This window comes from Exiguobacterium sp. s48, from assembly GCF_018617395.1.
Taxonomy (GTDB): Bacteria; Bacillota; Bacilli; order Exiguobacteriales; family Exiguobacteriaceae; genus Exiguobacterium.
The window spans coordinates 313,198-338,270 of the sequence record NZ_JACSKC010000001.1 but is presented as its reverse complement, the minus strand read 5'-3'; the positions used below and the strand labels follow the sequence as shown (position 1 = coordinate 338,270).

The 25,073-nt window shown below is 44.6% G+C and carries 26 protein-coding genes and 1 other annotated feature; of the genes, 7 read left to right on the top strand and 19 right to left on the bottom strand.

What is annotated here, in order from left to right:
• Together KNO66_RS01705 and fabI are read right to left on the bottom strand one after the other, a co-directional pair.
• Positions 1–189, bottom strand: coding sequence for a hypothetical protein (locus tag KNO66_RS01705; protein ID WP_015881231.1), 189 nt, complete (start codon positions 187–189; stop codon positions 1–3).
• A gap of 83 nt (positions 190–272) precedes the next feature.
• On the bottom strand, positions 273–1,046 hold the full coding sequence (gene fabI, locus KNO66_RS01700; RefSeq protein WP_214739838.1) for an enoyl-ACP reductase FabI: 774 nt from the start codon (positions 1,044–1,046) through the stop codon (positions 273–275).
• A 149-nt stretch (positions 1,047–1,195) separates the two neighbouring features.
• Between fabI and KNO66_RS01695 the strand changes: the two genes are divergently transcribed.
• Entirely contained in the window at positions 1,196–2,362 is a 1,167-nt protein-coding gene (locus KNO66_RS01695) for an FtsW/RodA/SpoVE family cell cycle protein (protein WP_214739836.1), read from the top strand.
• A gap of 255 nt (positions 2,363–2,617) precedes the next feature.
• Here KNO66_RS01695 and KNO66_RS01690 read toward each other — a convergent pair whose 3' ends face one another.
• From KNO66_RS01690 to yjbM, 5 genes are all read right to left on the bottom strand, one after another.
• Positions 2,618–3,481, bottom strand: coding sequence for a permease (locus KNO66_RS01690; RefSeq protein ID WP_214739834.1), 864 nt, complete (start codon positions 3,479–3,481; stop codon positions 2,618–2,620).
• Between the two features lie 116 nt (positions 3,482–3,597).
• Positions 3,598–3,927 carry an ArsR/SmtB family transcription factor gene (locus tag KNO66_RS01685; RefSeq protein ID WP_214739832.1) on the bottom strand — a complete coding sequence of 110 codons (330 nt, stop codon included), beginning with the start codon at positions 3,925–3,927 and terminating at the stop codon, positions 3,598–3,600.
• Positions 3,928–4,104: 177 nt separating this feature from the next.
• Positions 4,105–4,977 (bottom strand): RluA family pseudouridine synthase, encoded by an 873-nt coding sequence (locus KNO66_RS01680; RefSeq protein WP_214739830.1) that lies wholly within the window; start codon positions 4,975–4,977, stop codon positions 4,105–4,107.
• Positions 4,978–4,980: 3 nt separating this feature from the next.
• Entirely contained in the window at positions 4,981–5,778 is a 798-nt protein-coding gene (locus tag KNO66_RS01675; protein WP_214739828.1) for an NAD kinase, read from the bottom strand.
• A gap of 11 nt (positions 5,779–5,789) precedes the next feature.
• Positions 5,790–6,434: a GTP diphosphokinase gene (gene yjbM / locus KNO66_RS01670; RefSeq protein WP_214739826.1), complete on the bottom strand. Its 645-nt coding sequence runs from the start codon at positions 6,432–6,434 to the stop codon at positions 5,790–5,792.
• 109 nt (positions 6,435–6,543) lie between these two features.
• Between yjbM and KNO66_RS01665 the strand changes: the two genes are divergently transcribed.
• Complete coding sequence (locus tag KNO66_RS01665) at positions 6,544–7,125, top strand: CYTH domain-containing protein (protein ID WP_214739824.1); 582 nt, start codon at positions 6,544–6,546, stop codon at positions 7,123–7,125.
• A gap of 86 nt (positions 7,126–7,211) precedes the next feature.
• Complete coding sequence (locus tag KNO66_RS01660; protein WP_214739822.1) at positions 7,212–7,985, top strand: DsbA family protein; 774 nt, start codon at positions 7,212–7,214, stop codon at positions 7,983–7,985.
• A 203-nt stretch (positions 7,986–8,188) separates the two neighbouring features.
• Here the strand turns inward: KNO66_RS01660 and pepF are convergent, their stop codons facing one another.
• The 3 genes from pepF to cls are packed head-to-tail and all read right to left on the bottom strand — an operon-like array spanning position 8,189 to position 12,593.
• Positions 8,189–9,991: an oligoendopeptidase F gene (gene pepF / locus KNO66_RS01655; protein WP_214739820.1), complete on the bottom strand. Its 1,803-nt coding sequence runs from the start codon at positions 9,989–9,991 to the stop codon at positions 8,189–8,191.
• 22 nt (positions 9,992–10,013) lie between these two features.
• The gene (locus KNO66_RS01650) at positions 10,014–11,069 is read right to left on the bottom strand and encodes a competence protein CoiA (protein ID WP_214739818.1); all 1,056 of its coding nucleotides are present in this window, start codon (positions 11,067–11,069) and stop codon (positions 10,014–10,016) included.
• A gap of 12 nt (positions 11,070–11,081) precedes the next feature.
• Positions 11,082–12,593 (bottom strand): cardiolipin synthase, encoded by a 1,512-nt coding sequence (gene cls, locus KNO66_RS01645; RefSeq protein ID WP_214739816.1) that lies wholly within the window; start codon positions 12,591–12,593, stop codon positions 11,082–11,084.
• An 83-nt stretch (positions 12,594–12,676) separates the two neighbouring features.
• Between cls and KNO66_RS01640 the strand changes: the two genes are divergently transcribed.
• Positions 12,677–13,402, top strand: coding sequence for an SDR family NAD(P)-dependent oxidoreductase (locus tag KNO66_RS01640; RefSeq protein ID WP_214739814.1), 726 nt, complete (start codon positions 12,677–12,679; stop codon positions 13,400–13,402).
• A gap of 40 nt (positions 13,403–13,442) precedes the next feature.
• Here the strand turns inward: KNO66_RS01640 and KNO66_RS01635 are convergent, their stop codons facing one another.
• The 4 genes from KNO66_RS01635 to KNO66_RS01620 form a co-directional block, all read right to left on the bottom strand.
• Positions 13,443–14,675: a DUF2254 domain-containing protein gene (locus KNO66_RS01635; RefSeq protein ID WP_214739812.1), complete on the bottom strand. Its 1,233-nt coding sequence runs from the start codon at positions 14,673–14,675 to the stop codon at positions 13,443–13,445.
• A 65-nt stretch (positions 14,676–14,740) separates the two neighbouring features.
• Positions 14,741–15,397 (bottom strand): adaptor protein MecA, encoded by a 657-nt coding sequence (gene mecA / locus KNO66_RS01630; RefSeq protein ID WP_214739810.1) that lies wholly within the window; start codon positions 15,395–15,397, stop codon positions 14,741–14,743.
• Between the two features lie 171 nt (positions 15,398–15,568).
• Positions 15,569–15,967 (bottom strand): transcriptional regulator SpxA, encoded by a 399-nt coding sequence (spxA, locus tag KNO66_RS01625; protein ID WP_015881217.1) that lies wholly within the window; start codon positions 15,965–15,967, stop codon positions 15,569–15,571.
• Between the two features lie 179 nt (positions 15,968–16,146).
• Positions 16,147–16,284 (bottom strand): hypothetical protein, encoded by a 138-nt coding sequence (locus KNO66_RS01620; protein ID WP_015881216.1) that lies wholly within the window; start codon positions 16,282–16,284, stop codon positions 16,147–16,149.
• Between the two features lie 222 nt (positions 16,285–16,506).
• Between KNO66_RS01620 and KNO66_RS01615 the strand changes: the two genes are divergently transcribed.
• Positions 16,507–17,040, top strand: a complete 534-nt coding sequence (locus tag KNO66_RS01615; protein ID WP_214739807.1) for an HD domain-containing protein — start codon at positions 16,507–16,509, stop codon at positions 17,038–17,040.
• 76 nt (positions 17,041–17,116) lie between these two features.
• Here KNO66_RS01615 and KNO66_RS01610 read toward each other — a convergent pair whose 3' ends face one another.
• The 5 genes from KNO66_RS01610 to KNO66_RS01590 all read right to left on the bottom strand — a co-directional run bounded on the left by KNO66_RS01610 (position 17,117) and on the right by KNO66_RS01590 (position 23,040).
• On the bottom strand, positions 17,117–18,067 hold the full coding sequence (locus KNO66_RS01610) for an ABC transporter ATP-binding protein (protein WP_214739805.1): 951 nt from the start codon (positions 18,065–18,067) through the stop codon (positions 17,117–17,119).
• Positions 18,067–19,140, bottom strand: coding sequence for an ABC transporter ATP-binding protein (locus KNO66_RS01605; protein ID WP_026826410.1), 1,074 nt, complete (start codon positions 19,138–19,140; stop codon positions 18,067–18,069). Before KNO66_RS01605 ends, KNO66_RS01610 begins: the two co-directional genes overlap by 1 nt.
• 23 nt (positions 19,141–19,163) lie before the next feature.
• Positions 19,164–20,189 (bottom strand): oligopeptide ABC transporter permease, encoded by a 1,026-nt coding sequence (opp3C, locus tag KNO66_RS01600; protein ID WP_483299180.1) that lies wholly within the window; start codon positions 20,187–20,189, stop codon positions 19,164–19,166.
• The gene (opp3b, locus tag KNO66_RS01595) at positions 20,189–21,115 is read right to left on the bottom strand and encodes an oligopeptide ABC transporter permease (protein ID WP_214739803.1); all 927 of its coding nucleotides are present in this window, start codon (positions 21,113–21,115) and stop codon (positions 20,189–20,191) included. Before opp3b ends, opp3C begins: the two co-directional genes overlap by 1 nt.
• Before the next feature lie 308 nt (positions 21,116–21,423).
• Positions 21,424–23,040, bottom strand: a complete 1,617-nt coding sequence (locus tag KNO66_RS01590; protein WP_214739801.1) for a peptide ABC transporter substrate-binding protein — start codon at positions 23,038–23,040, stop codon at positions 21,424–21,426.
• A 269-nt stretch (positions 23,041–23,309) separates the two neighbouring features.
• Here KNO66_RS01590 and KNO66_RS01585 point away from each other — a divergent pair, with 269 nt between their 5' ends.
• A complete protein-coding gene (locus KNO66_RS01585) occupies positions 23,310–23,678 on the top strand; it encodes a DUF3899 domain-containing protein (protein WP_214739799.1) in 369 nt (122 codons plus the stop codon).
• A gap of 42 nt (positions 23,679–23,720) precedes the next feature.
• Positions 23,721–23,928: a binding site (T-box leader), on the top strand.
• 52 nt (positions 23,929–23,980) lie between these two features.
• A complete protein-coding gene (gene trpS / locus KNO66_RS01580) occupies positions 23,981–24,982 on the top strand; it encodes a tryptophan--tRNA ligase (RefSeq protein ID WP_214739797.1) in 1,002 nt (333 codons plus the stop codon).
• The last annotated feature ends 91 nt before the right edge of the window (positions 24,983–25,073 follow it).

The following is a 25,073-nucleotide window of genomic DNA, read 5'->3' as shown; positions in this document are numbered from 1 at the left end:
TTATATGCTCCGGTCGACATAGCGACCGGGGTTTTTTTCTTGCTCTTCTTCTAACCATTCTTCCCGTCGAGGTCGGATTCGTTGGACACGTTTGATTCGTGTCACTGGTTCGATACTCGCCCGACCGGATGGCTGAACTTGTCTGTTAACATACTGAACGACGGTAAAATCAATCTGATAAGGACCCATGATCTGACCTCCTTCATAGGTCCTTACCCGATTTTTTCATGCGATAATACAAAAATGGCGCATCGCTGCGCCATTCCCCAAACTTATAAAATATGGAACCCGCTATCGACGTGAATGACTTCTCCGGTCACGCCACTTCCCATCCCTGAGAGAAGGAAGAGTCCTGTGGAAGCGACTTCCTCAGCAGAAACGTTTCGGCGTAAAGGTGCTTTCTGTTCGAGTTCAGAAAGGATACTGTTAAAGTCACCGACACCTTTTGCCGACAATGTGCGAATCGGTCCTGCTGAAATCGCGTTGACTCGAATACCGTGTGGTCCGTACTCGTTCGCCAAGTATTTGACGCTCGAATCAAGGGCGGCTTTGGCGACACCCATCAAGTTATAGTTCGGAACGACGCGTTCTCCACCAAGATATGTGAGCGTGATGACCGAGGCATCCGATGCAAAATATGGTTTCGCCGCTTTCACAACCGCTGTCAAACTATAGGCGGAGATATCTAATGCTTGCGCAAATTGTCCACGTGTCATTTCTGAGAACTCACCGCGCAACGCTTCTTTATCTGCGAATGCAATCGAGTGTGCAATCCCTTGAATTTCCCCTGCTTGGTCATGGATCGAACGGAACGTTGTATCAATCGCCTCGTCGTTCGTCACGTCGCACTCAAGTAAAATCGCTTCCTGTTTCAATTCGCTCGCAAGTGATTCAAGTCCTGATTTGAATCGTTCTGCCGCATACGTCAATACGAGTTTCGCACCGGCTTCATCAAGTGTTTTTGCGATGGCCCATGCAATCGATCGTTTGTTCGCGATTCCCATGACGACATACGTCTTATTCGTTAATGTTGGAAAAATTGACATCTTAAGCTCCCCTTTTTAGTACCTGGTAATAATATCTGTCCTCAGATTACAGAAAGGTTTCTGTTTTGTCAACTGACTCATAACGTATTGCGATTTTTTTAAGTTACGGTAAGATAAAATACGTATAGAAAGGGTGACACGACTCCATTATGAATCGCATTCAATCATATTTTAAAAGTTTAGATACGACGTTACTGACGATTGTGTTTATGCTGATGATCATTAGTCTCGGTGCCATCTACACGGCACAACCGATGTTACCGACACGACTTCAGCACATAAACTTCGCTCTTGAACAAGGTATCCGTTATGTGATCGGCTTTTTTGCCATGTTCGCCATCATGACGATCGAATATGAGCAACTCCGAAAAATTCATTGGTACTTATATGCTTTCGGTTTGCTACTGCTTGTCGGTCTCATCCCACTTCGCGATACGTCGCTCGTTCCGAATATTAACGGAGCGTACGGATGGTATAACGTTCCGGGGTTCAGCTTTCAGCCGGCAGAGTTCATGAAACTATTTTTACTCATTTCGATGTCGACGATTGTGTATGAGCACAATAAACGATACGGCTCTTCTCAACTCGATACGTGGCTCCTCGTAAAATTAGTATTAGTCGCCATTCCTCCACTCGGACTGATTGTGACGCAACCTGACTTAGGGACAGGACTCGTCTTGATGACGATGCTCGGCGCCATCATCATTGTCTCAGGAATTGGGTGGAAGTGGTTGCTTGGTCTTTTCAGTGCCGCAGCATTGACGATTGGTACCTTTATGTATCTGTTTTTCACTCATTTCGAGATTCTTCAAGCTGTCGTACCAGGACATGCACTAAACCGATTCCAGGCTTGGATTTATCCATACGAGTACTCGGATGACCTGGCGTTCCAATTGATTAAATCATTACAGGCAATCGGTTCTGGTCAAATGTTTGGGGCAGGATACGGTCAAGGACTCGTCTATTTGCCAGAATCTCAAACCGACTTCATTTTTGCAGTTATTGCCGAACACTATGGTTTTATCGGTGCCGCCCTTGTCATTATCGTCTTCTTCTTGTTTCTCTATCGCATGATTCATATCGCGTTAGAGTCAAGTAGTGCGTTCGGAAGTTACATCGTTACCGGCGTCATTGCCATGTTCACATTCCAAGTGTTCCAAAATATCGGCATGACCATCGGTGTGTTGCCGATCACTGGACTCACCCTTCCATTCGTCAGTTACGGAGGAACCGGAATCATTATGAACATGATTGCCATTGGTCTCGTCATGAACGTAGCTTCTAAATCAAAAACTTACATGTTTGATGATGATTGATTAGACTAACGATGCAAAGGATCAAAGCACAGTTGCTTTGATCCTTTTTAGTAAGCGTCACTCCGCTTTATACTGCGACGCCCTTTTTCGTCCTGTATCCTTGTCATCTCCAAGCTTTTTAGAATCGTAGCATACATCCTCCTCCTCACTTTTCATTTCTCGAATATTCACCGAACAACATGATTTAGCCGCTGGTTTCGTAAGTCGTTTTTTTAAGAAGTTCAACATCTCTCTCACCTCCTTAAGACATCACATTCATACGAGATAAAATATGATTCCTGATATCATCGACATCGACAGAACAGACAATACGAATGCGATAATAAGTTGTTTCTTAAAAATGGCTTTCATCAAGATGATTTCCGGTAAACTGGCTCCAGCCGAACTGATCATCATGGCCATCACAGGACCGAGCGCCATGCCTTTCATAATCAATACTTGAGAAATCGGGATCATGCTTGATAAACGAATATATAAAGGGATACCAATGACTGCGGCAATGGGAATCAGCCACCAGGCATCGTGCCCGAACCACCGCACCACCCATTCAGTCGGCACAACACCGTGAATCAGGGAACCGATCGCAGCCCCCATAATCAAATAAGGGTACACATTTTTAATCAGTTGCCAGGTTTCATTCCAAGCATCTAACCAATTGAACGTATGGCTAGATGGATTGAAACCTGTCATCGTGACGCGTTTGACATACTTCTCAAAACCGAAACGGTCCAAGGTGAAGCCGATGAATATTGAACAAATCGCCGTGATCAACGTGTAGAGAACCGTGATTTCCCATCCCATCACGACTCCCATCACCGTCATGATTGTCGGATCAAGTACGGGTGAGGCAAATAGAAAAACCATCACGATAGAAAACGGAATTTTATTCTTTAATAAATTCACGACGATGGGGATTGTCGTACAAGAGCAAAAAGGAGTGATGAAAGCAAAGACAAGCGCAATCATGCTCGCTGCCATCCGGTTGTTCCCACTCAGTTTCTTTTCAATCGTTCCGTATGGGATGTACGCTTGTAATACTTGAATCACAAAGGAAATAGCGACAAATAAAACGGTCAATTCAAGTGCAATGATGCTAAAACTTTTGAGTAGTTCTATCATTTTGCTTCCCTCCAATTCCATGAGATGAATTCACATTCGACCAATTGAACGCAATTAAATCAAATTATATTGATTTATAAATCAAAAAAAATTGATGTATAAATCATTGGATAGACCTAACAAACATCGTTAGGTCTGAACAAACAACATAATTCTGGAGACAGGAGGTGATTGACTTCCTGTTCGTTGATTTGATAATAACTCCATGTACCTTTCGTTTCTTTCGTGATCAAGTTCGCCGTCAGCAAAACTTTTAAGTGGTACGACAATTTGGATTGTGGCATATCAAAGATTTCTGACAAATCAACCACGTTGATTGGGCCGGCACACAATTGATTCAATATGAGCAGTCGTTTTTGATCGGCCAACGCTTTGAATTTCGCTTCGTAGTGGGCAAACGTATCCTCTAATGGCAAATCATTAAATGCTTTGGTTGAATCGTTCATACCCTCACCTCTTTCATCAACTTTTATTGATTAATAAAATCGTACTTCACCCTGCTAAGAAAAGCAATCTTTTATATCAAAAAAAATTGATTTATCATTCATACATGTGCCTTTATAAAAAAATGTCGAGCAGGTGCCAAATTGCATTGGTCACACCCGCTCGAACATCCGCGTTAGTTAATTGTTGGTCACGTTGAAGAAGTCTTCCGGAATCGGTGCCTCAATCTGAACCTCTTCCCCTGTCATCGGATGAATGAATCGCGCAGACGCACTGTGAAGGGCGTGACGGTCCATACGAGTTGCCCCCCCATACATGGAGTCTCCAATCAGTGGATGACCGATATGGCGCAAATGCACGCGAATCTGATGGGTTCGCCCCGTCTCGAGTCGAATCGTCAATAATGAGCCGCTCCCAAATGGCTGGCATGAGAGGATATGTGTGATGGCGCGTTGTCCCTCAGTTGTCACGACTCGCTCCATAATCGAGTTCTCGGCACGCCCGATCGGTGCATCTATCGTTTGTGGCGTCACTTCTTCTTCAATTAACGCTTTATACGTACGCATCAATCCATTCGCTTTCTGAAGTTCGCTCAATCGATGGTGAACGTAGCCGTACTTGGCAAATAAGACGACACCGCTCGTATCGCGATCGAGCCGATTAACGACATGGATTGCAGATGATAGACCAATTTTTTGATAATAACCGAGTACAGCGTTCGCAAGCGTATCGGTCGGATGTAGACGTGATGGAATCGTGGCAATCCCAGCCGGTTTATCGACCGCCAACAGCGTATCGTCCTCATACAGAATTCGAATGGGCCGCTCTGAAACGACCATATCTAGTGATGGGACTTCGGGTGGGAATCGCACCACCACTTCATCTCCAGGTACAAGTTCATGACGTACGGTGCGGTGCATACCATTCACTTCAATATCCCCTTCATGCTTCACGAGCGTAAGCATCTTTCGAGAAATACCCATATCTTGCATTAAAAAGTCGCGAAGTGGGATGGCTTTCTCCACAACGCGACGAATCGTAAACCCTTGCATTCGTTACTTTCCTTCCTCGATGAACGATTCGCGAACCCGGCGCCAAAATGGGAATGGCCGGAAACGAGCGAACGTCACTTTTTCTTTTGCGACCGCACACCGAATGGAGACGACATCTGACCAAGACAGCGCTTCTTGATGATCAAACGCCAATTCAAACTCAGTTTTCGTATGCGGTTGGATCTTCACTTGATGATGTTTCGGCAAAAGGAGCGGTGCCCCAATCGTCCGATACACTAGGTTGTTGATCGATGCCATCTCGGTCACTTGAATGGCTTCGATCGATGGATGAACAATCGCCCCTCCAAGTGCCTTGTTGTAGGCGGTCGATCCAGATGGGGTCGAAATGCATAGTCCATCTCCACGGAACGTTTCAAAGTAATCATCTCGAATCGATAAATCGCAGACGAGCGTTCGCTTGTAATTCTTAATCGTACAGTCATTCATCGCCAACTGACGGTCCGTCTTTCCGTTCTCATAATCAATGAGCACTTCGACGAGCGGATACGATACTGGTTCAAATGATTCACTCGTGATCATCTCCGTCAGCTCATCCAACTCATCCGGTTGCCAATCGGCATAAAAGCCGAGGTGTCCGGTATGAATTCCGACAAGAAGGGTTTCATCCAGACGGTCAATGTATTTATGAAACGCCTGCAACATCGTCCCATCCCCTCCGACCGAAACCACAATGCGTGGTTCCTCAGAAAGCGTATGCCCCGCCGCTTCAAGTTTTTCAGTCAGTTCTTGGGTAATCTCCGCTGATCGCGCATCTCCCCTCGATACAATCGCAAACTGCATACCGGTTCCCCCTAGTTCTCGTCTGTTTTCACGTTCATTTCTTTATCTCGAAACACTTGCTGCGCGTCTTGAATCTCGACACGGAGTTGACTCATCTCGGCATCAAGGAGAAAGGCCGCCTCCGCTGCACGTCTTAATCGTTCTTGTACTTCAAGAGGCATGTCGCCATCATATTTATAATTTAAAGAATGTTCGATTGTCGCCCAAAAGTTCATTGCGAGCGTGCGGATTTGTACTTCGACAAGCGTCGGAATCTCGCCATGAATCGTCTGGACCGGATATTTGATAATCACATGATACGATCGATAGCCCGAATCTTTCTGATGGGTAATATAATTTCGTTCTTCCACTATTTTAAAATCTGTTCTCCGATGAAGCAAATCCAAAACGTGAACGATATCATCGACAAACTGACACATGATTCGTAATCCCGCAATATCCTGCATGTCGGTCGCCAGTTCATGCTCGGCAATATTCTTTCGCTTTGCTTTCTCGAGGATGCTACCGACCGGTTTCACTCGACCTGTGACAAACTCAATCGGAGAATGGTCATTTTGCGACTTAAATTGCTTCCGAACGGCTTTTAATTTGACTTTTAACTCGTCTACCGCAATTTGATACGGTACTAAAAACTGATCCCAGTTCACTGATTGCATACGCTGTCACCACTTTCGTTCTTTTCCGGAAAAAACGTGTCCTTTCCGTATGTATCCGTTTGTATGGTATCATAAACGAACAATTGTTCATAGAATGGAGCGATGATTCATGACCCAAGAAGTGGAAATTGAATTTAAATCAATGTTGACGAAAGAAGAATACGAGACGCTTCTTCAAGCCTATCAACTTAAAGACCAAGTTCGTTGGCAAGCAAATGACTATTTCGACACACCATCTTTTCAGTTAAAGGAAAACGGGGCAGCGCTTCGAATCCGCGAAAAGAAACAAGGCCAAGTGTTAACATTAAAACAGCCGAACGAGGTCGGGCTACTTGAGACACACGCCATGATCACCGAAGAAGAGGCAGAAGATTTATTTAAATATGGGATTATCCATGACGTTCAAATGAAACAAGCACTTGCTCCGTTTCAACTGAATGCACCACTTGAACATCTTGGGCGACTCGAGACGAACCGGGCAGAGCTTCAGACAGAAGACGGTCTCCTCGTATTGGACGAAAGCCATTATTTGGAGACAACTGACTATGAAATAGAATTTGAAGTGACAAATGAGGAAGCCGGTCAACGCGCGTTTGAACAACTCCTAGCGGAACACAAATTACCTTATCGTCCTGCAAAAAATAAAATTGTTCGATTCATGGAATTAAAAATGAGTCGTTCTGAAGGTTGAGCAGATACATTGCCAACCTTTTTTTTAGGTTGCTACAATGAGTTTACAACGTTAAATGATTTTTTTGACGAGAGGAGGCGACACAAATGGAACTTGAACAATGTAATGGGTCATCCTGTTCATTGGAAGAAACTCCTATTCAAGTAACGTATAAACCATTGGAGTTATTCTATTTCATGGACATCTCGAGTCCTGAGAATTTCCACGTGATGACACTGATTAAAAAATTGGAGATTGAATACGGACATGTGATTCGATTCCGCATGGTCTCTACGGTTCCTAGCTGTGTTGGCGGATGTCAGGAAGAAGTTCGCCTTCTCACCATGATTAAAGCACTGGAATTGCAAGGGAAACGACATGCGATGCGCTTCTTACGTCATTTACATGTAAATGATTTATTCTCTTCGAAACAACCCGACCCGATTGATTTATGGGAAATCGCACGCTCTTTTGAAGAGTACGGTCTTGATTTAAGTGAACTCGAAGCCGATCTTCAATCGAATCAGCTCTTGAACGCACTAGCTGTCGACCATCAAGTGTTGAAAGATTGGGAGATTGATTCATTGCCTGCACTAACGTTCGTAACGCGCGATGAGGCATTGAAGATTGAAGGGGTTTACCCTTATGACGTTTATCAATCGGTCATGACAGAATTGCTAGGATATAGTCCTATCCGTTCGACCGACTGGGACGTAGCGAAAGTATTGGCACGATACGATGCCTCCACGATCACAGAACTTTCGTATATTCTTGACTTGGACAAAACGGTGATTGAACGTGAACTGAAAAAGCTTTCCCTACAGCAACGCTGCCGTCCTGTACCAGGATGTAGCGGTGAGGCGTGGGCTCAAACAAAATAAAAAGAACCCCACGGCCGGGGAGCCGTGGGGTTTTTGACGTCTCAAGCGGGGACAAGAGTCGTCGAACCTTGTGGCCCGGGGAAGGCCTACAAGATGGGAGAAAGTTTACGGTCAATAAAGGGGTTTGTGATTGATTTCACACTTATAATATACCTAGTGTGCAATCATCTGACAACTACTTTGTGTACATTGTCACATATTGTTCACGAGAACAATAATGATTCCATTTCATCGAGAACCGCTTCGAACTGATCGAGTGCTTTCAGTACCGGTTCTTTCGTCGTCATGTCGACGCCAGCTGCTTTTAATACTTCAATCGGATAGTCACTAGAACCCGCCTTCAAGAAGTTATCGATGTAACGACGAACGGCTGGCTCCCCTTCTTCTAAAATCTGTTGCGACAACGCGGCAGATGCTGAGATCCCTGTCGCATATTGATAGACATAGTAGTTGTAATAGAAGTGTGGGATTCGTGCCCATTCGTATGAAATTTCTTCATCGACGACAATCTCATCTCCGAAATAGCGTTTATTCAACTCGAGGTAAGTTTCATTTAAGTACTCCGGGGTGAGCGATACGCCTTCTTGAGCAGCTTGATGAATCATGTGTTCAAATTCAGCGAACATCGTTTGACGGAACAATGTACCACGGAACGTTTCAAGCTGATTGTTCAGCAAGTAGAGACGCTCCTCTTTCGCTGTTCTTGTTTTCAAGAGATGGTCGTTCAACAACGCTTCGTTCGTCGTCGATGCGACTTCTGCCACAAAGATTGAGTAGTCCCCGTACGGATATGGTTGTGATGTACGTGTGTAATGGCTGTGGACAGAGTGCCCGAACTCGTGTGCGAGCGTGAAGAGGTTGTTGACGTTATCCTGCCAGTTCATAAGAATGAACGGCTGTGTATCATATGCCCCTGACGAGTAAGCGCCGCTACGTTTGCCGCGCGTTTCTCGAACGTCGACCCAACGTGACGAAAGACCGTCTTTTATGATTTGGACGTACTCCTCACCAAGTGGTGCCAAGCCATCCACCATCCATTGTTTCGCTTCCTCATACGATACTTTCATCTCGACATCTTTGACGAGCGGTGTGTAGAGGTCATACATATGAAGCTCATCTAATCCGAGCGCACGCTTCCGTAGCGCGACATAGCGATGTAGCAAGTCAAGTCGTTCGTTCACCGCTTCCACGAGGCCGTCGTATACAGACTCTGGAATCGCATTCTGATGGAGTGCTGACTGTCTCGCACTTTCAAACTTGCGCACAGTCGCATAGAAGTTATCTTTCTTCACACTTCCTGACAATGTTGAGGCGAACGTGTTCAAATATTGCGCATACGTTCCATACATTGCTTTAAATGCGCCTTCACGAACGCTACGGTCCGCCGATTCGAGGAACGTGATATATCGACCGTGCGTCAACTCTACCTCTTCGCCTTTTTCATTTTTCACTTTCGGGAATTTCAAATCTGCATTGTTGAGCATACCGAACGTCGAACTCGATTGACCGAGCACATCTCCCGCTTGTGCAAGAATCGCTTCCTCTGCTTCCGTCAATACGTGCGGACGTTCTTGCGCCAACTCGTCGAATGCATGACGGTATACACGAAGTGCGTCATTCTGTTCCATAAAGGCTTCGATTTGCGCTTCTTCGATGGATAAAAGTTCAGGCGTCATGAATGCGAGTTGGGCTGAGATTTGTGATGCGAGTGACCCAGCACGATCATTCAGTGCCTGATAGTGGCTGTTCGCCGTATCTTCGTCATAACGCATATGTGCATACGTGTATAGCTTATGTAGCATGCGAGAAAGTTCGTCCCGAAGCTGTAACGCATCGTATAGCGTTTCCGCCGACTCACCAAGTTTTCCTTTAAATCCGATTAACGCCGGTACTTTCTCTTTGAGTGCTTGAAAATCCGATTCCCAAGCTTCATCATTGCTATAGATCGTCTCTAGGTTCCACGTTTCTTCCACTGGAACTTGTTGTCTAGTCAATACGTCTGACATACGTACACTCCCCTTGTGCTAGTTAAGTCGATTGATCAATCAATCGCTGAAGTCCTTGAAACATGCGTGTATCTTGATATCTCGCTTCTTCATATGAATGTGGAAGCGGCCATGACCTGACGTCACAAGATAGACGACATGCATTCAAGAGTTGTTTCCATTGTACATGAAACGACTGGGAAAAGTCGCTTGTCGGTGTCACTCCAAACTGACGACATGTCTTTTCAATACTCCATTCGACTGAATCCTTTGGTGACTCGTACCGATTCAAATACAGGACGGTCTGAAACGCGATCGGATGAATCCGAACTCCCCATAGCGATGTGAGCGGGAGATAACAGCCAGATGGTAAAAGTGATGGAAGTAGACCGAGTGGATAGAGTCGATTTAAGATCAGATTCCGATTCTGAGGAGAAGGATAGAGTGGCGTCATCCGGTTACGACGAATCATCTCCATCCACTCGTGCGCGTGAAATCGATAGTATGCCTCAAATGGCATCGTCTTCACAGAAGAGGTGACATTCCAATTCCCTTGTCCATATTTAATCGAAGTGGGGAAACCATTAAAACGTACTAACGAACCATTGTTTACAGTCAGAAGCATGTGCCTTCTTGAGAGTTCAAGGCGCATCCACGGTTGAAAAGATTGATTCATTTTCAAATCCATTCCGCTTGCGAGCCAAATCACGTCTAGCCCCGCGCGTCTATAATCAATCGTTCGTTCGTTATACTCTTCCGGTCGTAATGGGGACGCCTGAATCTCAAATACGGTGGTCTTCCCATCTATCGTGGTGATAACGTCTGCTCGACGATTCCCAATCGTCACCTCTTGCTCGACAGGATACCCCCTCTCTTGAAGCCACTGGCATACTGCCCATTTATCCTGATGATGCGGGACGGATTCAGCTCTTCCGCAAGTGTGAAGATGCGCAAAATGTAGCCGTCGCTTCGCTCCTTGCTTCATAATCAACATTTCCTGACAAGTCGGACATCGAAAAGGAGCAAGTTGCTCTGCTCGCATCCGATTTAATGTAAAGGAATCAATGATATCCCCTTCCCGATCGATTGCAAACCGCAACTTGCTCCCCCCTCACAATAGTGGTGAAAACATTCTAGCCAATGATTCTACGAGTTTGATAAAGAATGAGCGCTTGGCGAATTCGTCTAAGACGAGTTCGTGAGACCCTTCAAAATCATGATATAAGTCTTGTTTCAACTGATGAACGGAATTCGTATTATAAAGAAGTGCATTGACCTCAAAGTTCAAATGGAAGCTTCGGAAGTCCATGTTTGCCGTCCCGATTGTAGCCAATCCATCGTCGACGACGATGACTTTTGAATGCATGAATCCTTTCTCGTAGAGATAGATTTTCACCCCAGCGAGTAACAGCTCTTCGTAATAGGATCGACTCGCGTAGAAAACAATCTTATGATCCGGATAGCTCGGCAAGACGATGCGGACATCAATTCCTGATAATGACGCCGTCTTTAAGGCACTCATGATGTCTTCATCTGGAATCAAATAAGGCGACGAAATATAGACGGACTTTTTCGCAGCATTGATGAGCGAAAAGTATATGGATTTCATCGTCTCATATGGTTCATCCGGTCCACTCGCTACGATTTGAACACCTCCGCTCGCGCTTCGTACCGTTTCAAGCGGTTCTAAATAAAACGGAGTGAACAGGCGTTCTCCCGTCATGTAGTACCAATCTTGCAAGAAGATCAATTGTAGCTCAGACACCCCTTCTCCTCTGACGTAAAGGTGGGTATCTCGCCAAAAACCAAACTTAGAGTGTTCGCCTAAATATTCATCTCCGACGTTCAAGCCACCCGTGAATGCCTCCGTGCCATCAATCACGACGATCTTACGATGATTTCGATAGTTCGTCTTACTCGACACGAGCGGAAGGACGACCGGAAAGAACGCCTTCACTTGAACTCCTGCCTGCTTCATCTCTTCAAAGAAAGAACCGCTCGTGTGAATCGAACCGACCGCATCATATAAAAATCGGACCTCGACCCCGGACTTCGCTTTTTCAATTAAGATTTGCTGAATTTCCCGAGAAATACGATCTTCTCGAAAGATATAATATTCAAGATGGATATGACGCGATGCTCCTTTTAAAGCAGGGATTAGCTTCGAAAACTTCTCTCGGCCGTTCGTTAATATCTGCGTATACGTATTGGACGAGACAGGTAGCTGGTTCAAGGAAGACGTGAGATGCAGCAACTTCTCATAGTCGTCATGTGCGAACATGAGTGAAGGAGACAATGTCATCGCCTTTTGGCGATAGGCCAAGTACGTCTCTTCATCGAGCATCGCTTTTTCTTTAAACATTCGCTTCCGGCGATAATTCTGACCGAATACGAAATAGGCGAATAATCCGATGACGGGAAATCCAATCATGACGATTGCCCAAATGAGCGTTCGCTGTGGATTCCGATTTTCAAGTAAAATCACCAACAAAATGCTGAACGTAGTCAAAAAGACGAGAATCGAGAAGAGCCCGATCACTTGTGAGCTCCAGTAATACGATAATATCGCAATGAGTCCTGCGAGCAAAATAAGGGAAAAGAGTACTTGTATGCGTCGCAACATATTATAACCTGACCTCGTTTCTGTCATGTATTATCATTAATTATACATCTTAACGCCAACTTTTTGAGGGGAGCGAATGAATTATGGGGACTTTTCTAATAACAGGTGCGACAAGCGGGATTGGACGCGCCGTCGCCTTACAGTTATCCGAAAAAGGACATCATGTCTTTGGAATCGGTCGTGATGAGGCTCGAGGCGCAGCACTCGAGGCTGATTCAAATGGACAAGCGACGTTCGTTCGATGTGACCTCACATCATCAGAAGACATCGACCGTCTCTTTATCCATTTAAAAGAACAAGGCGCGACGTTGAACGGATTGTTCAACAATGCCGCCACGTTTGGTAGACCGGGCACTCCTGAACGGCTGACACATGAGAGTTATACGGAAGTATTTGACGTCAACCTTTATGCCCTTAACACGGTCACACAGCGCGCCATCCCTTTGTTTGACCACGGTGCAAGCGTCGTCAACAACGCCGCCATCGTGGGACATGTTAAATTCCCACCGATGCTCGCTCATTATGCCGCTTCTAAGGCAGCTGTCATCGCACTGACTAAAACGTTCGCACATCGTATGAAAGGAAAAGTTCGATTCAACGCCGTTTGTTTCGGTCCGATCGATACACCGCTCAGTCACAAGCTCTACGGGGGCGAAGCAAAATTCAAGGAAGCCATGAATCATCATTTCCGGGGACATGCCGCTCTTCCTGAAGAGGTCGCACCCGTCGTTGAATTTTTATTGACCGATGCCTCCACCTATATTAACGGACAAGCCATTACCGTCGATGGCGGATACACCCTCTCTTGAATAGAGACCACCTCTTCTTCATTGAAAAGGTGGTCTCTATTTATGCCTTCAATTGTTTTGCTCGATTCATCTTATTTTGTAAATAGCGCTTTTCTTTCGAGTGTAAATCATCCCACGCGATCACATCTTCAAAATAATCAATCATCTCATTGAATGTTGAATCTAATGTTTCATGTGCTTTTAGACGGGCCATTCGGATCGCCTCGAACACAGCTCCCATCACGAAGATATCTCGACTCGCATATGTCTGCATAGGTGACAAGGATTCAAACAGAATCGTTTCAAGCGCTTTACGTTTCACATGCCAATCTGACGTCCCGTTTGAATAGAGAAAATCGCCATCCGGCAATTCACAAAGTTCCCGCAAAATGTCGCCGATGTAATGAATGGCATGAATCGCTGTATTCGGATCATTAATTCCAGGTGAAATTCCTCGTAGTGCGATCTCACTTAATTTTTCAATCGCGAAAGACGGATCTTGCATCGAAGAGCGGACTTCCCCAATCTCAAACAGTTCAATATCCGGCGCGTCTTCGCCTTTCCAATATCCGAGCAAATCACCTTTGGCGACGAAATCTCCGACAGCTACGATGGATTCGAAGTCCGTTTCACAGTCGCCTTGCTTTTCTCGCAAGAACAAGCGGACATACCCTGTCTGAGGAGCCATAAGTGCTTTTCCTTCGAACGAATGAACCGTTCGAGGTAATACGAGATGAACGTCATCTGACTCGATGGCATCTTTTTGCTCGCTAATCACCGATAAGGCCTCTTTATGTAATGTTGATAACAGACGTTCCGCCTGAATTGATATACTGATCGTCTGGATAAATTTCACGAATGCCCAAATGGAACCGATGACCAAGAGTACGCTGATTCCCGAAGACAAGACGACCCCTTCATCAGCCGTACGAACAAGAAATAAATTGGAGATTCCATATACCGTCGTCATGATAAAAAGACCAAGCGTGTGCTTAGCGGCTGTGTTTGTTAAAAAATTATTGATGGTTCTCGGAGAAAATTGGGAAGAATACGTCGTCAAGACGACTAAGATTGTAGAAAAACTGAATGTCATCATCGTCATGAGACTTGTGAACGTAGAAGATAATACAGATGCAGCGGAATCTAAATCTAGATAAATAAAGTCCGGTAGCAAATCACGGAAGAAATCACCGAATAATTGCGTCAAAGCTGTAAGCACGATTCCCCCTGCACCATATAGGAACGGAACAAACCATGCACTCTCATCAAGTAATAATCGAATTCGTCTCACCATACCAACACCTCTTTACCCTTCGTTTTTGAAAAAATCGCCTGTCCGATTGAACAGGCGATGAATCATTAGAAATAGTGACGCACTTTCGCAAACACGTCGCCATCGAGAATGAGTTTCCCATACTCTTCAAGCATTGGTTGCGTCTGTGTACTAAACGATAAATATTCTGCCAAGAGACTAAGTGCGTTCTCCTCGTCTTCAGGTTCCATTTCGTCCGGGAACTCCACCCACAAGTAATAACGGTCTTGATAATGATATAGTTTCAAATCCAAATCACTGTACGTGTCACCTGCACGTTTGCTCAGTGAAATGATTGCTTCAAAATCATTTGTTTCCATTGCGAGTGGTGCCCAAGCGTCCGCTTCCGCTTCGAGTTCGTCTAGTTCGCTCAATTGGTCGAGTACTGATTGTTGATCCCGTGCTTCATCAATCGCTGAGCGAAGAAGCGAACCGAGTTCAGAATCATCTTCATTATCCATCACATTTTTCGCAATAGTAACGGTTACTTCTAAACCTTTTTCAAAAGCTTGGACTTGAATCCATAGTGGACCATCAAACGAGATATCTTCACGTTCGTGAGCCTCGTCCATCATTTGCCAGAACAGTTGCTCGCCACGTTCTCGGTTGTACCATATTTCATCACGTGCGAAACCACGTTTTTCGATATCTACATACGTAATGAAAAATTTGACGGTATTGTCATTGATGCGCTCAATTTTCACGATTGTCCACTCCCTTCTCACCTCGCTCCCAATTCACATAAGGAGGAGAGGGGAAAATGTCTTGTTATCTTAGTACCCTTTTTGAAATCGTTCAATCTAAAGGAAGGGTTATATCTTTATTTTATAGGAAATAATCGATAATAAAAAGCACACTGCTTAGACAGTATGCTTTCATTCATTCACAAGTCGCTGTGCTTCTTGTAATTGGAATGTCCGAACTTTGCGTGGCAAGAATCGACGAATCTCATCTTCGTTATATCCAACTTGTAACCGTTTCTCATCTATGAGAATCGGACGGCGTAAAAGCCCTGGATATTCTTGAATCAAATCATACAATTGTTGAAGTGAAAGAGCATCAACTGACACATCGATTTTAGAAAAGACTTTAGAACGAGTCGAAATAATCTCATCTGTGCCATCTTCTGTCATGCGTAAAATTTGTTTAATCTCATTCAATGAGAGCGGTTCTGAAAATATGTTTCGTTCTGTAAACGGGATATCATGTTCTTCGAGCCAAGCTCGAGCCTTTCGGCAAGATGTACAGCTTGGAGACGTATATAGTGTGACCATTTTTCTTCCTCCCTGACCGAGTATGCGTCCATCTTTTTAGTGACTCTATTTGTATACCCAAAATCGCATCCACTTAATTATAATAATTCTTAATTATTGAAACTTCAATGATATTCTTTATCAATCGGATAAGAAAAGAGGACGCATTCTTCGTTGAATGCGACCTTGAACGACCTAACTTAAGACGCAGGGATTCGAGAAACCGGTTGAGACACCGTCTCTTTCCCTGGCTTAACTTGTAAGTCTTTCAACTTTTTCTTCAACACTTCTTTTAAAAGTCTCTTCTTCTCTCGTAGAACCTTATCACGTTCTTTCATGGCCTCTCACCCCCATAAAGCGTAAAGAACCACCCGAGCATTACCGATTCTGAAAATCTTGAAGTTGCACTATATCTACAACTAAATTATAGCACATCCGTTTGTGAAATGTGAATCATTCTTACATGTACTTTTTTCATTTTCACATATATCATTTGCAATGATTCAAAAAAAACTGTATAGTTTATAGAAATAACCTTTTTATTTTTAAGGAGGAGAGCGATGATGAGAATCACATTAGAAACCATTATGAAACACCCAGTAACCCAAAAATATTTGACTCGATCTGGCTTAAAGCATGCAGTCGATGTATGTGAACGCGCTCTCGAAATGGCAACGAAACGTGGTCTCGATACGGATTTAGCGACGAAAGCTGCGCTACTTCATGATATTGGCCACTATGAATGGTATACAGAAGGTAAATGGAATTATGATTTGTATCGCCAAAACGATATCCATGCAATTAAAGGTGCGGAACGGGCACATAAATTACTCATTCGTCTCGGGGAAGACCCTGCTCGTGCCAAAGAGATTTCTGTCATGATTCTCTTGCATACTGATTCGTATCTACCACCAAGCCGAATTCAACGGACGCCACTTCAACAACTCGTTCACGATGCGGATACGTATGTTGAACAACCAGGTGGATTGCATCACTATGAAACAATGGAGATTGAAGATGCTTTGGCTCGTGTTCGTCAAATCGATGCCATTGTCGAACGACTCTCGAACTTGCCACGTATTTCGAACGCTTAATTCGTCACCTATTACACTTGGTGATTTTTTTGTACAAAAAATCCTGACCCAGTTATGGGATCAGGATTTTTTACGTTTATACGAGTTGTGCTTTATACGCTTCGTACTCTTCGTCCGTGAGCGAAACAAAATGTCCTGGCTCGACTTCGCGAAGTGGCGGAATGCTTGAATCTTCATCTGAACGTCCAACTGGACCTTTCGACGTAGATTCATATACAATCCGTTTACGTGTACGTTCATGCTCCGGGTCTGGAAGCGGAATCGCTGAAAGAAGCGATTTCGTATACGCATGAATCGGGTTTTCGTAAAGACGATCTGCTGTCGCAAGCTCAACAAGGTGACCTTGATACATTACACCGATACGGTCAGAGATGTATTTAACCATCGACAAGTCATGGGCGATGAACAAATACGTCAAATCGCGATCACGTTGCAATTCTTTCATCAAGTTGACGACCTGTGCTTGAATCGAGACATCAAGTGCCGAGATTGGCTCATCGGCGATGATGAAGTCCGGTTCAACCGCAAGGGCACGGGCAATCCCGATACGCTGACGTTGACCACCTGAGAATTCGTGTGGGTAACGGCTAGCGTGCTCTTTCGTCAAACCGACAGTTTCAAGAAGGTCGTATACGCGGTTCATGCGATCTTCTTTCGTTTTCGCAAGACCATGAATATCGATTCCTTCAGCGATGATATCGGCAACCGTCATACGCGGGTTAAGCGATGCGTATGGGTCTTGGAAGATCATTTGCATAGCACGATTGAATTTCAACTTGTCTGCTTTCGACTTTTTGTCGTGTACGTTTTCGCCTTTGAACACGACATCGCCATCAGTCGCATCGTAAAGACCGATGATGGTACGTCCTGTCGTCGACTTCCCACAACCAGACTCACCTACAAGTCCGAGCACTTCACCTTTGTAAATATCAAATGTGATTCCGTCTACCGCTTTGACGACACGGCCACGGCCAATTTTAAAGTGCTGCTTCAGGTTTTTTACCTCGAGTAATTTCTCGCGTTCCATTATTCAGCACCACCTTTCGTAAACGATTTAGCGAACGCACTGTCCGGACGATATTTGAGAGCGAGTTCACGAATCGCACGTGGCGGATTCACTACTGGTGCTTGCGGGTGCAATAACCAACTTGAAGCAAAGTGTGTATCACTTACCTGGAACATCGGTGGCTCCTTCTCAAAATCAATCTTCATCGCGTAAGGGTTACGCGGTGCAAACGCATCTCCTTTCGGAGGGTCAAGCAAGTTTGGAGGCGTACCCGGGATTGCCGGTAACGCTTCATTGCGGTCATCTGTCGGACGCGGCATCGATCCGAGGAGTCCCCATGTATACGGATGACGTGGCTCATAGAAAATCTCATCTACCGTCCCTTTTTCAACAAGACGCCCAGCATACATAACTGCAACACGGTCAGCCATGTTCGCAACAACACCAAGGTCATGCGTGATGAAGATAATCGCTGTACCCGTCTTTTGTTGAATGTCTTTCAACAATTCAAGAATCTGCGCTTGAATCGTAACATCAAGTGCCGTTGTCGGTTCATCGGCAATCAATACTTTTGGATTACACGCAAGTGCAATCGCGATAACGATCCGTTGACGCATCCCACCAGAAAGTTGGTGTGGATATTGTTTTAAACGCGCTTCTGGGTTTGGAATCCCTACAAGCGTGAGAAGTTCGAGCGTACGTTTCTTCGCATCTTCACCAGTCAATCCTTGGTGCTGTTTCAACCCTTCTGCGATTTGTTTATAAATCGTCATCGTTGGGTTAAGTGATGTCATTGGATCTTGGAAGATCATTGCGATATCGCGACCACGAATTTTTAACATTTCTTTTTCCGAAAGCTTCGCCAAGTCTTTTCCTTCGAACATGATTTCTCCGTTCGTGATTTCACCTGGAGGGTTCGGAATGAGACGCATGATTGCCTTCGACGTAACGGATTTACCTGAACCCGATTCTCCTACGATGGCAAGCGTCTCGCCTTTTTTTAAATCAAACGAAACACCGCGGACGGCTTGAACCGTTCCGGCATATGTGTGGAACGAGACCTCTAAGTCTCGGACTGATAAAATCGTTTCCATGCACGAGTCCCCCTCTGTTTATATTATTTACGCATTTTCGGATCGAACGCATCACGCAAGCCATCGGCAAGCAAGTTGAAGCTGACCATGAGCAAGACGATGATGACCGATGGGATGACAAGAAGGAACGGGAATGTCCGTAGTTCTTTGTATCCATCGTTAATCAACGTACCAAGTGATGCCTGTGGCGGTTGAAGCCCGATCCCGATAAAGCTGAGGAATGCCTCGAAGAAGATGGCAGATGGAATCGTGAACATAAGTGTGATGATGATGGCACCTAATGTGTTTGGAATCAAGTGCTTGAAAATCAAACGCATGCTTGAAGCACCGAGTGTACGTGCAGCCAAAACGAATTCTTGGTTTTTGAGTTTCAAAATCTGACCACGAACGAGTCGGCTCATCCCAATCCACCCTGTGATGGCCATCGCCAAGATGATCGTAAAGACACCTGGGTCAAAGATCAAGATGAAGAGAATGATGAGAATCAAGTTTGGTACACCCGTTAAAATCTCAACAATCCGTTGCATGATGTTATCTGTACGACCACCGAAGTAAGCCGAGATTCCACCATATGCGACCCCAATCAATGTATCGATGATCGCAGCCATTAACCCGATGAAGAGTGAAATACGTGTCCCTTCCCAAATACGTGACCAAAGATCACGACCGAGATAGTCAGTACCGAACCAGAAGTTTTCTTCTACACTTTTCTGTTCGTAAAAATCGATCTCTTTTCCACCGAGTGTTGCCATTCCGTCAAATCCAGCCCATTCGAGACCTGTGACTTTAGGCGGAAGTTTTGCTTGTGAAATATTTTGTTCGTATGCGTCACGTCCCGAGAGCATAGGTCCAAAGAGCGAGAGCAATACGAGAATTAAAATAATCGAAAGCGAGACGATCGCTGCTTTGTTTTTCTTTAAGCGCAACCATGCATCTTGCCAAAAGTTTAAGCTTTTTCCTGCAATGCGTTCGCCAAGCTGTTCATTCATTTTTACAGGTGTGAACATGTCTTGGTCAAACTGTTCGAAATTCTTTTTGTTTTCAATCATCAGTTATTCCCCCCAAGACGAATACGTGGGTCAACAACGCCGTATAGCAAGTCGACTAGTAAGATAATCAAGATGAAGACAGCCGAGAAGAAGAGTGTCGTACCCATGATCACGGTATAGTCATTCAATGTAATTGACGTGACAAACAATTCTCCGAGGCCCGGTACGGCAAAGATTTTCTCGATGACGAATGTACCTGTCAAAAGAGCGGCCGTCAACGGTCCTAAGATCGTGATTGCCGGAATCATCGCGTTACGCACCATGTGCTTCCATACGATTGCGTTTCCACTAAGTCCTTTTGCCTTGGCCAAAGTCACGTAGTCTTGTCCGGTAACCTCAAGCATCTCAGTACGTACAAAACGGGCAATCGATGCGGTTACACCGAGAGAAAGCGAGATTGTCGGTAAAATGGTATGTGCTGGTGAATCCCAGAATGCTACCGGGAGCAACTGCAATTTGACACCTACATAGTACTGTAGAAGGGCTGCAAATACGAACGATGGGACAGAAATCCCGATTACAGATACGAACATCGCACCATAGTCAACGGCTGTATTGTGACGAATCGCTGCCACAACACCCAACAATACACCTAATAGCGTTCCAAGAACTAATGCCTGGAGCCCTAATTGTGCCGATGGACCAATACGTTCCAAAATCAAATCAGTTACTGGACGGTTCGCAGTACGGAATGACACTCCAAGGTCACCTTGTAGCATGTTTCCGATGTACGTGGCATAACGGACCGGAAGCGGATCATTGAGTCCGTAACGGTCATTCAATAATTGAATTTGTGATTCTGTCAGTTTTTCCTGGTTTTGATATGGCGAACCTGGGAGCAGGTCCATCAGGAAGAACGTGAACGTGGCAATCAAGAAGAACGTGATGAGGCCGTAAGTCAGCCGTTGTAGGATATAACGTCCCATGAATAAAAACCCCCTGTTTTTTGTCTAATTCTTTCTACTACTTGCACCAACAGCTTTACTATGACATATGACCTATTTTTCAAATTCACAAAATGAAAGGAATTTTCTGAAAGATAAAGATATACGTCATCTCAAGGCTCTTAGTACAGCGGCTGAAAACAAAGAATATTCTTTTCAAAGATTATTCTGAATTTTCACTGTTACTACATTATACTTTACCAACAAAACATTTGAACAGTACTTTCTCTTACTTCTAGAGAATTTTTTAGAAAATTGGGGACATGCAGTTCGCATGCCCCCTCATTCCATTACTTGATATCAACGTATTTGTACTGGTAATCAGCACCGAACAATTGACGGTTAAAGTTTTCGATGTTTGGACGGATCAAGTACGCCACACCAGCCTGGTAGATTGGCATGATTGCTTGATCTTGTTCAATCAAGAGAGATTCTGCTTCTTTGAACTTGTCGTAACGTGCATCTACGTTCGTTTCAGCAGATGCTTCGTCAATCAACTTGTCATAAGCATCTGATTTGTAGTTAATATCGTTTTGACCATTGTTTGACGTGAAGATCCCGAGGTTTGTAAGCGGATCTTGGTAGTCAGGTCCCCAAAGTGCGAATGACATTTGGTAGTCACCTTTTGCTTCGCGATCAAGTTTGTTGTTGAAAGGTTGTTGAGCGATTTCGACCGTTACGTTCGGCAAGTTCGACTCAATTTGTCCTTTCATGTACTCAGAGATTTGTTTCGATACTTCACTATCAAATGAGAGAAGTTCGATTGTTGTCGCTTTACCACCTGTTGCTTTTTCCCAAAGTGAAGAAGCTTCAGCAGCATCAGTTTTGAAATATTCAGCGCCTTCAGTGTAATCCGTTCCGTCTTCATACTTGATGAATTCTTTCGGGATGAATGAAGTCGTTGCTACAGAACCGTTGTTCAAGAGTTGGTCGATGATCCCTGATGGGTCAACCGCACGAGCGATTGCTTTACGAGCATCAACATTTTTGAAGATTTCATCTTCGTGGTTGAACTTGAAGTATCCGATTGCAGAACGAAGTCCTGTGTTATAGTCCTCGTCTTCTTGGAAGGCTGCAACTTGTTCTGACGCGAGACCTGCGTAATCTACGTCTCCTGCTTCGTACAAGTTAACGACTGTCGATGTTTCTTTTACAACTTTCACATCAACTGAATCGAGGGCAACATTTTCAGCATCCCAATAAGATTCGTTCTTTGTTAAGACATAACCTTGTTCACGATCCCATTTAGTCCATGTGAACGGACCGTTGTAGAGAAGATTTTCAGGACCTGTCGTGAAGTCTTCCCCTTTTTCCGTAGCGAATGCTTCATTGATCGGTGTGAATGTACCGAATGAAGTAAGTGAAAGGAATGATGGGTCTGGACGCTCAAGCGTTACTTCAAGTGTCTTTTCATCAACCGCTTTTACACCAAGCTCTTCTTTCGGTGTATCACCTGTGTTGATGGCTTCAGCGTTTTTAATTGTGTTCATGATGTATGCATACTGTGATCCCGTCGCAGGATCGACTGCACGTTGCCAAGCGTAAACGAAGTCGTTCGCTGTTACTGGTTCACCGTTTGACCATTCAGCATCACGAAGTGTGAACGTATAAACCGTTTCATCTTCGTTTACTTCTGGTTCGCCTTCAGCGAGAGCCGGTACGGCATTCCCATCTTTATCAAGACGGTAAAGACCTTCCATTGTGTTGGCGATCAAGTTGAATGCGACCGCATCTGTAGCGAGTGCCGGATCGGCTGTTGTGATGTCTGACGTATCTGTCAAGCGAAGAACTTTTTCTCCGTTTGAAGAACCGCCGCCATCAGAGTCTCCGCCTGTCGAACAAGCCGCGAGAACTGAACCGAGTGCCAAGATGATTGTCATCATGAGCAAAATCGATTTTTTCTTCATTGCGATTTCCCCTTTCGTATTGAAAAGCTAGCCGATCGTCGAATGAACATCTTACTTTTTCTTTAATTTTCTGAATATTTCATAAAGTATTCGACGAAAGAACGTTAGGGCTATTGTAAGAAATTTTTAATCAAATTGTCAACTGCTGAATAAAACGCTATCATTCATCCACATTTCTTACTCGCTTTCTCCCCTAGCTTCCTAGTATCATAGAAGAAACACGGGATGGTAAACCATTCCTTCTCAAAGTTCGAAAGGAGATTACACCGTTGAAAAAGTTTCGAAATATATTAATTGTTTGGGGGATTGTTACCCTTCTTTATACCGTTTGGTCGATTTTTTCGTATTACCGAAGCGAGACCGTCCTGTTTCATTTAAGCGGCGGCTTATTTGTTTCAGGTATCCTGACCTTTGCGATTGGAATGTTTTCGCATATGAGTGCGACGGGTTTATTTGATGGAATCATGTATGGATTTAAGCGAAGTCGACGAGCGCGTTTAAAAGAAATCGATGCAGATTACGAAGAAGACGAAGAGGAAGATCCGGAAGATCGTCAACACCGAAAGAAAGAGGCATGGAATTGGGTGTATGTCGGAACTGGGAGTGTCATTCTTTCCTTTCTCGTCGCATTGATTTAATCTTTTCGTGATTCAAAACCTATGCTAAACTAGATTCAGAATAAGAACACAATGAAGAAGACAAGTAGTTCGATATCCCTTTTCCCCAGAGAGTCTACGGTGCTGCGAGTAGATGATAAGGTCTTGAACGAATGGACTTCGGAGTGGCTCGCTTGAACAGTAGTATGGCGAGACGGTTCACGCCCGTTATAGCGTTCAAGTGGCATAGTTTATGCAAATTTGGGTGGCACCGCGGTTATTCGTCCCGATTTTTTTCGGGAGGACGACTGCGGTTTTTTTATATTTTTCGGAGGTGTATACACATGGCAACGATTTTTTCTGGTATCAAACCGACCGGCGTCGTGACGCTCGGTAACTATCTTGGCGCGATGAAACAATTCGTCGACTTGCAAGACGACAACAATGCCTATTACTGTATCGTCGATTTACATTCAATTACCGTTCAACTCGATCGAGTTGAGCTCATGAACAACACACGAAAATTAGCGGCACTCTATCTTGCTTCTGGCCTCGATCCTAAAAAAGCAACAATCTTCGTTCAATCTGAAGTAAAAGCGCACGCTCAACTCGGCTGGATGTTGACTTGTATCGCTGGAATGGGCGAACTCGGCCGCATGACGCAATATAAGGACAAGTCTCAAGGGAGTGAGAACGTTGGCGCAGGGCTGTTCGTTTACCCGACGCTCATGGCCTCCGATATTTTGTTATACAATACAGAACTCGTTCCAGTCGGGGACGACCAAAAGCAACATATCGAGTTGACTCGTGATTTGGCGGAACGTTTCAATAAACGATATTATGAGACATTCACGATGCCAGAGCCACTCATTCAAAAAGAAGGCGCACGGATCATGTCGCTCACCAATCCAGTGAAAAAGATGTCGAAATCGGATTCGAACGCCAAAGGATATATCTCGATGCTCGATGAGCCGGATGTCATCCGTAAGAAAATCAAGAGTGCCGTCACGGACTCGAGCGGCATCATCACGTTCGATCGTGATAACAAACCAGGCATCTCGAACTTATTGGAAATTTACTCTCTCTCTACCGGGACATCGATTGACGACCTCGTCAAACAGTATGAGAACTCAAACTACGGAATGTTCAAACAAGATGTCGCAGAAGCGGTCGTTGCGTTGCTCGAACCGATTCAAACTCGCTATCACGAATTGATCGATTCACCAGAACTAGATGAAATCCTCGATGCTGGCCGTGAAAAGGCAGAGGCCGTGGCGAATAAAAATCTCGCCAAAATTGAAAAAGCGATGGGACTCAGTCGCAAGCGTGCCAAAGTGAAAAAGTAATGTTTTCAAGAGAACTCTCCACGTGAGAGTTCTTTTTTCACACAAAAAAGAGAGACAGGCGTCCCTGTCTCTCTTTTTGAAAACTAAATGG

What these genes read in the sequence shown, in the direction of transcription:
- KNO66_RS01705 (WP_015881231.1), bottom strand. Translation starts at nt 189, where the DNA reads ATGGGTCCTTATCAGATTGATTTTACCGTCGTTCAGTATGTTAACAGA.
- fabI (WP_214739838.1), bottom strand. Translation starts at nt 1,046, where the DNA reads ATGTCAATTTTTCCAACATTAACGAATAAGACGTATGTCGTCATGGGA.
- KNO66_RS01695 (WP_214739836.1), top strand. Translation starts at nt 1,196, where the DNA reads ATGAATCGCATTCAATCATATTTTAAAAGTTTAGATACGACGTTACTG.
- KNO66_RS01690 (WP_214739834.1), bottom strand. Translation starts at nt 3,481, where the DNA reads ATGATAGAACTACTCAAAAGTTTTAGCATCATTGCACTTGAATTGACC.
- KNO66_RS01685 (WP_214739832.1), bottom strand. Translation starts at nt 3,927, where the DNA reads ATGAACGATTCAACCAAAGCATTTAATGATTTGCCATTAGAGGATACG.
- KNO66_RS01680 (WP_214739830.1), bottom strand. Translation starts at nt 4,977, where the DNA reads ATGCAAGGGTTTACGATTCGTCGCGTTGTGGAGAAAGCCATCCCACTT.
- KNO66_RS01675 (WP_214739828.1), bottom strand. Translation starts at nt 5,778, where the DNA reads ATGCAGTTTGCGATTGTATCGAGGGGAGATGCGCGATCAGCGGAGATT.
- yjbM (WP_214739826.1), bottom strand. Translation starts at nt 6,434, where the DNA reads ATGCAATCAGTGAACTGGGATCAGTTTTTAGTACCGTATCAAATTGCG.
- KNO66_RS01665 (WP_214739824.1), top strand. Translation starts at nt 6,544, where the DNA reads ATGACCCAAGAAGTGGAAATTGAATTTAAATCAATGTTGACGAAAGAA.
- KNO66_RS01660 (WP_214739822.1), top strand. Translation starts at nt 7,212, where the DNA reads ATGGAACTTGAACAATGTAATGGGTCATCCTGTTCATTGGAAGAAACT.
- pepF (WP_214739820.1), bottom strand. Translation starts at nt 9,991, where the DNA reads ATGTCAGACGTATTGACTAGACAACAAGTTCCAGTGGAAGAAACGTGG.
- cls (WP_214739816.1), bottom strand. Translation starts at nt 12,593, where the DNA reads ATGTTGCGACGCATACAAGTACTCTTTTCCCTTATTTTGCTCGCAGGA.
- KNO66_RS01640 (WP_214739814.1), top strand. Translation starts at nt 12,677, where the DNA reads ATGGGGACTTTTCTAATAACAGGTGCGACAAGCGGGATTGGACGCGCC.
- KNO66_RS01635 (WP_214739812.1), bottom strand. Translation starts at nt 14,675, where the DNA reads ATGGTGAGACGAATTCGATTATTACTTGATGAGAGTGCATGGTTTGTT.
- spxA (WP_015881217.1), bottom strand. Translation starts at nt 15,967, where the DNA reads ATGGTCACACTATATACGTCTCCAAGCTGTACATCTTGCCGAAAGGCT.
- KNO66_RS01620 (WP_015881216.1), bottom strand. Translation starts at nt 16,284, where the DNA reads ATGAAAGAACGTGATAAGGTTCTACGAGAGAAGAAGAGACTTTTAAAA.
- KNO66_RS01615 (WP_214739807.1), top strand. Translation starts at nt 16,507, where the DNA reads ATGATGAGAATCACATTAGAAACCATTATGAAACACCCAGTAACCCAA.
- KNO66_RS01610 (WP_214739805.1), bottom strand. Translation starts at nt 18,067, where the DNA reads ATGGAACGCGAGAAATTACTCGAGGTAAAAAACCTGAAGCAGCACTTT.
- KNO66_RS01605 (WP_026826410.1), bottom strand. Translation starts at nt 19,140, where the DNA reads ATGGAAACGATTTTATCAGTCCGAGACTTAGAGGTCTCGTTCCACACA.
- opp3C (WP_483299180.1), bottom strand. Translation starts at nt 20,189, where the DNA reads ATGATTGAAAACAAAAAGAATTTCGAACAGTTTGACCAAGACATGTTC.
- opp3b (WP_214739803.1), bottom strand. Translation starts at nt 21,115, where the DNA reads ATGGGACGTTATATCCTACAACGGCTGACTTACGGCCTCATCACGTTC.
- KNO66_RS01590 (WP_214739801.1), bottom strand. Translation starts at nt 23,040, where the DNA reads ATGAAGAAAAAATCGATTTTGCTCATGATGACAATCATCTTGGCACTC.
- trpS (WP_214739797.1), top strand. Translation starts at nt 23,981, where the DNA reads ATGGCAACGATTTTTTCTGGTATCAAACCGACCGGCGTCGTGACGCTC.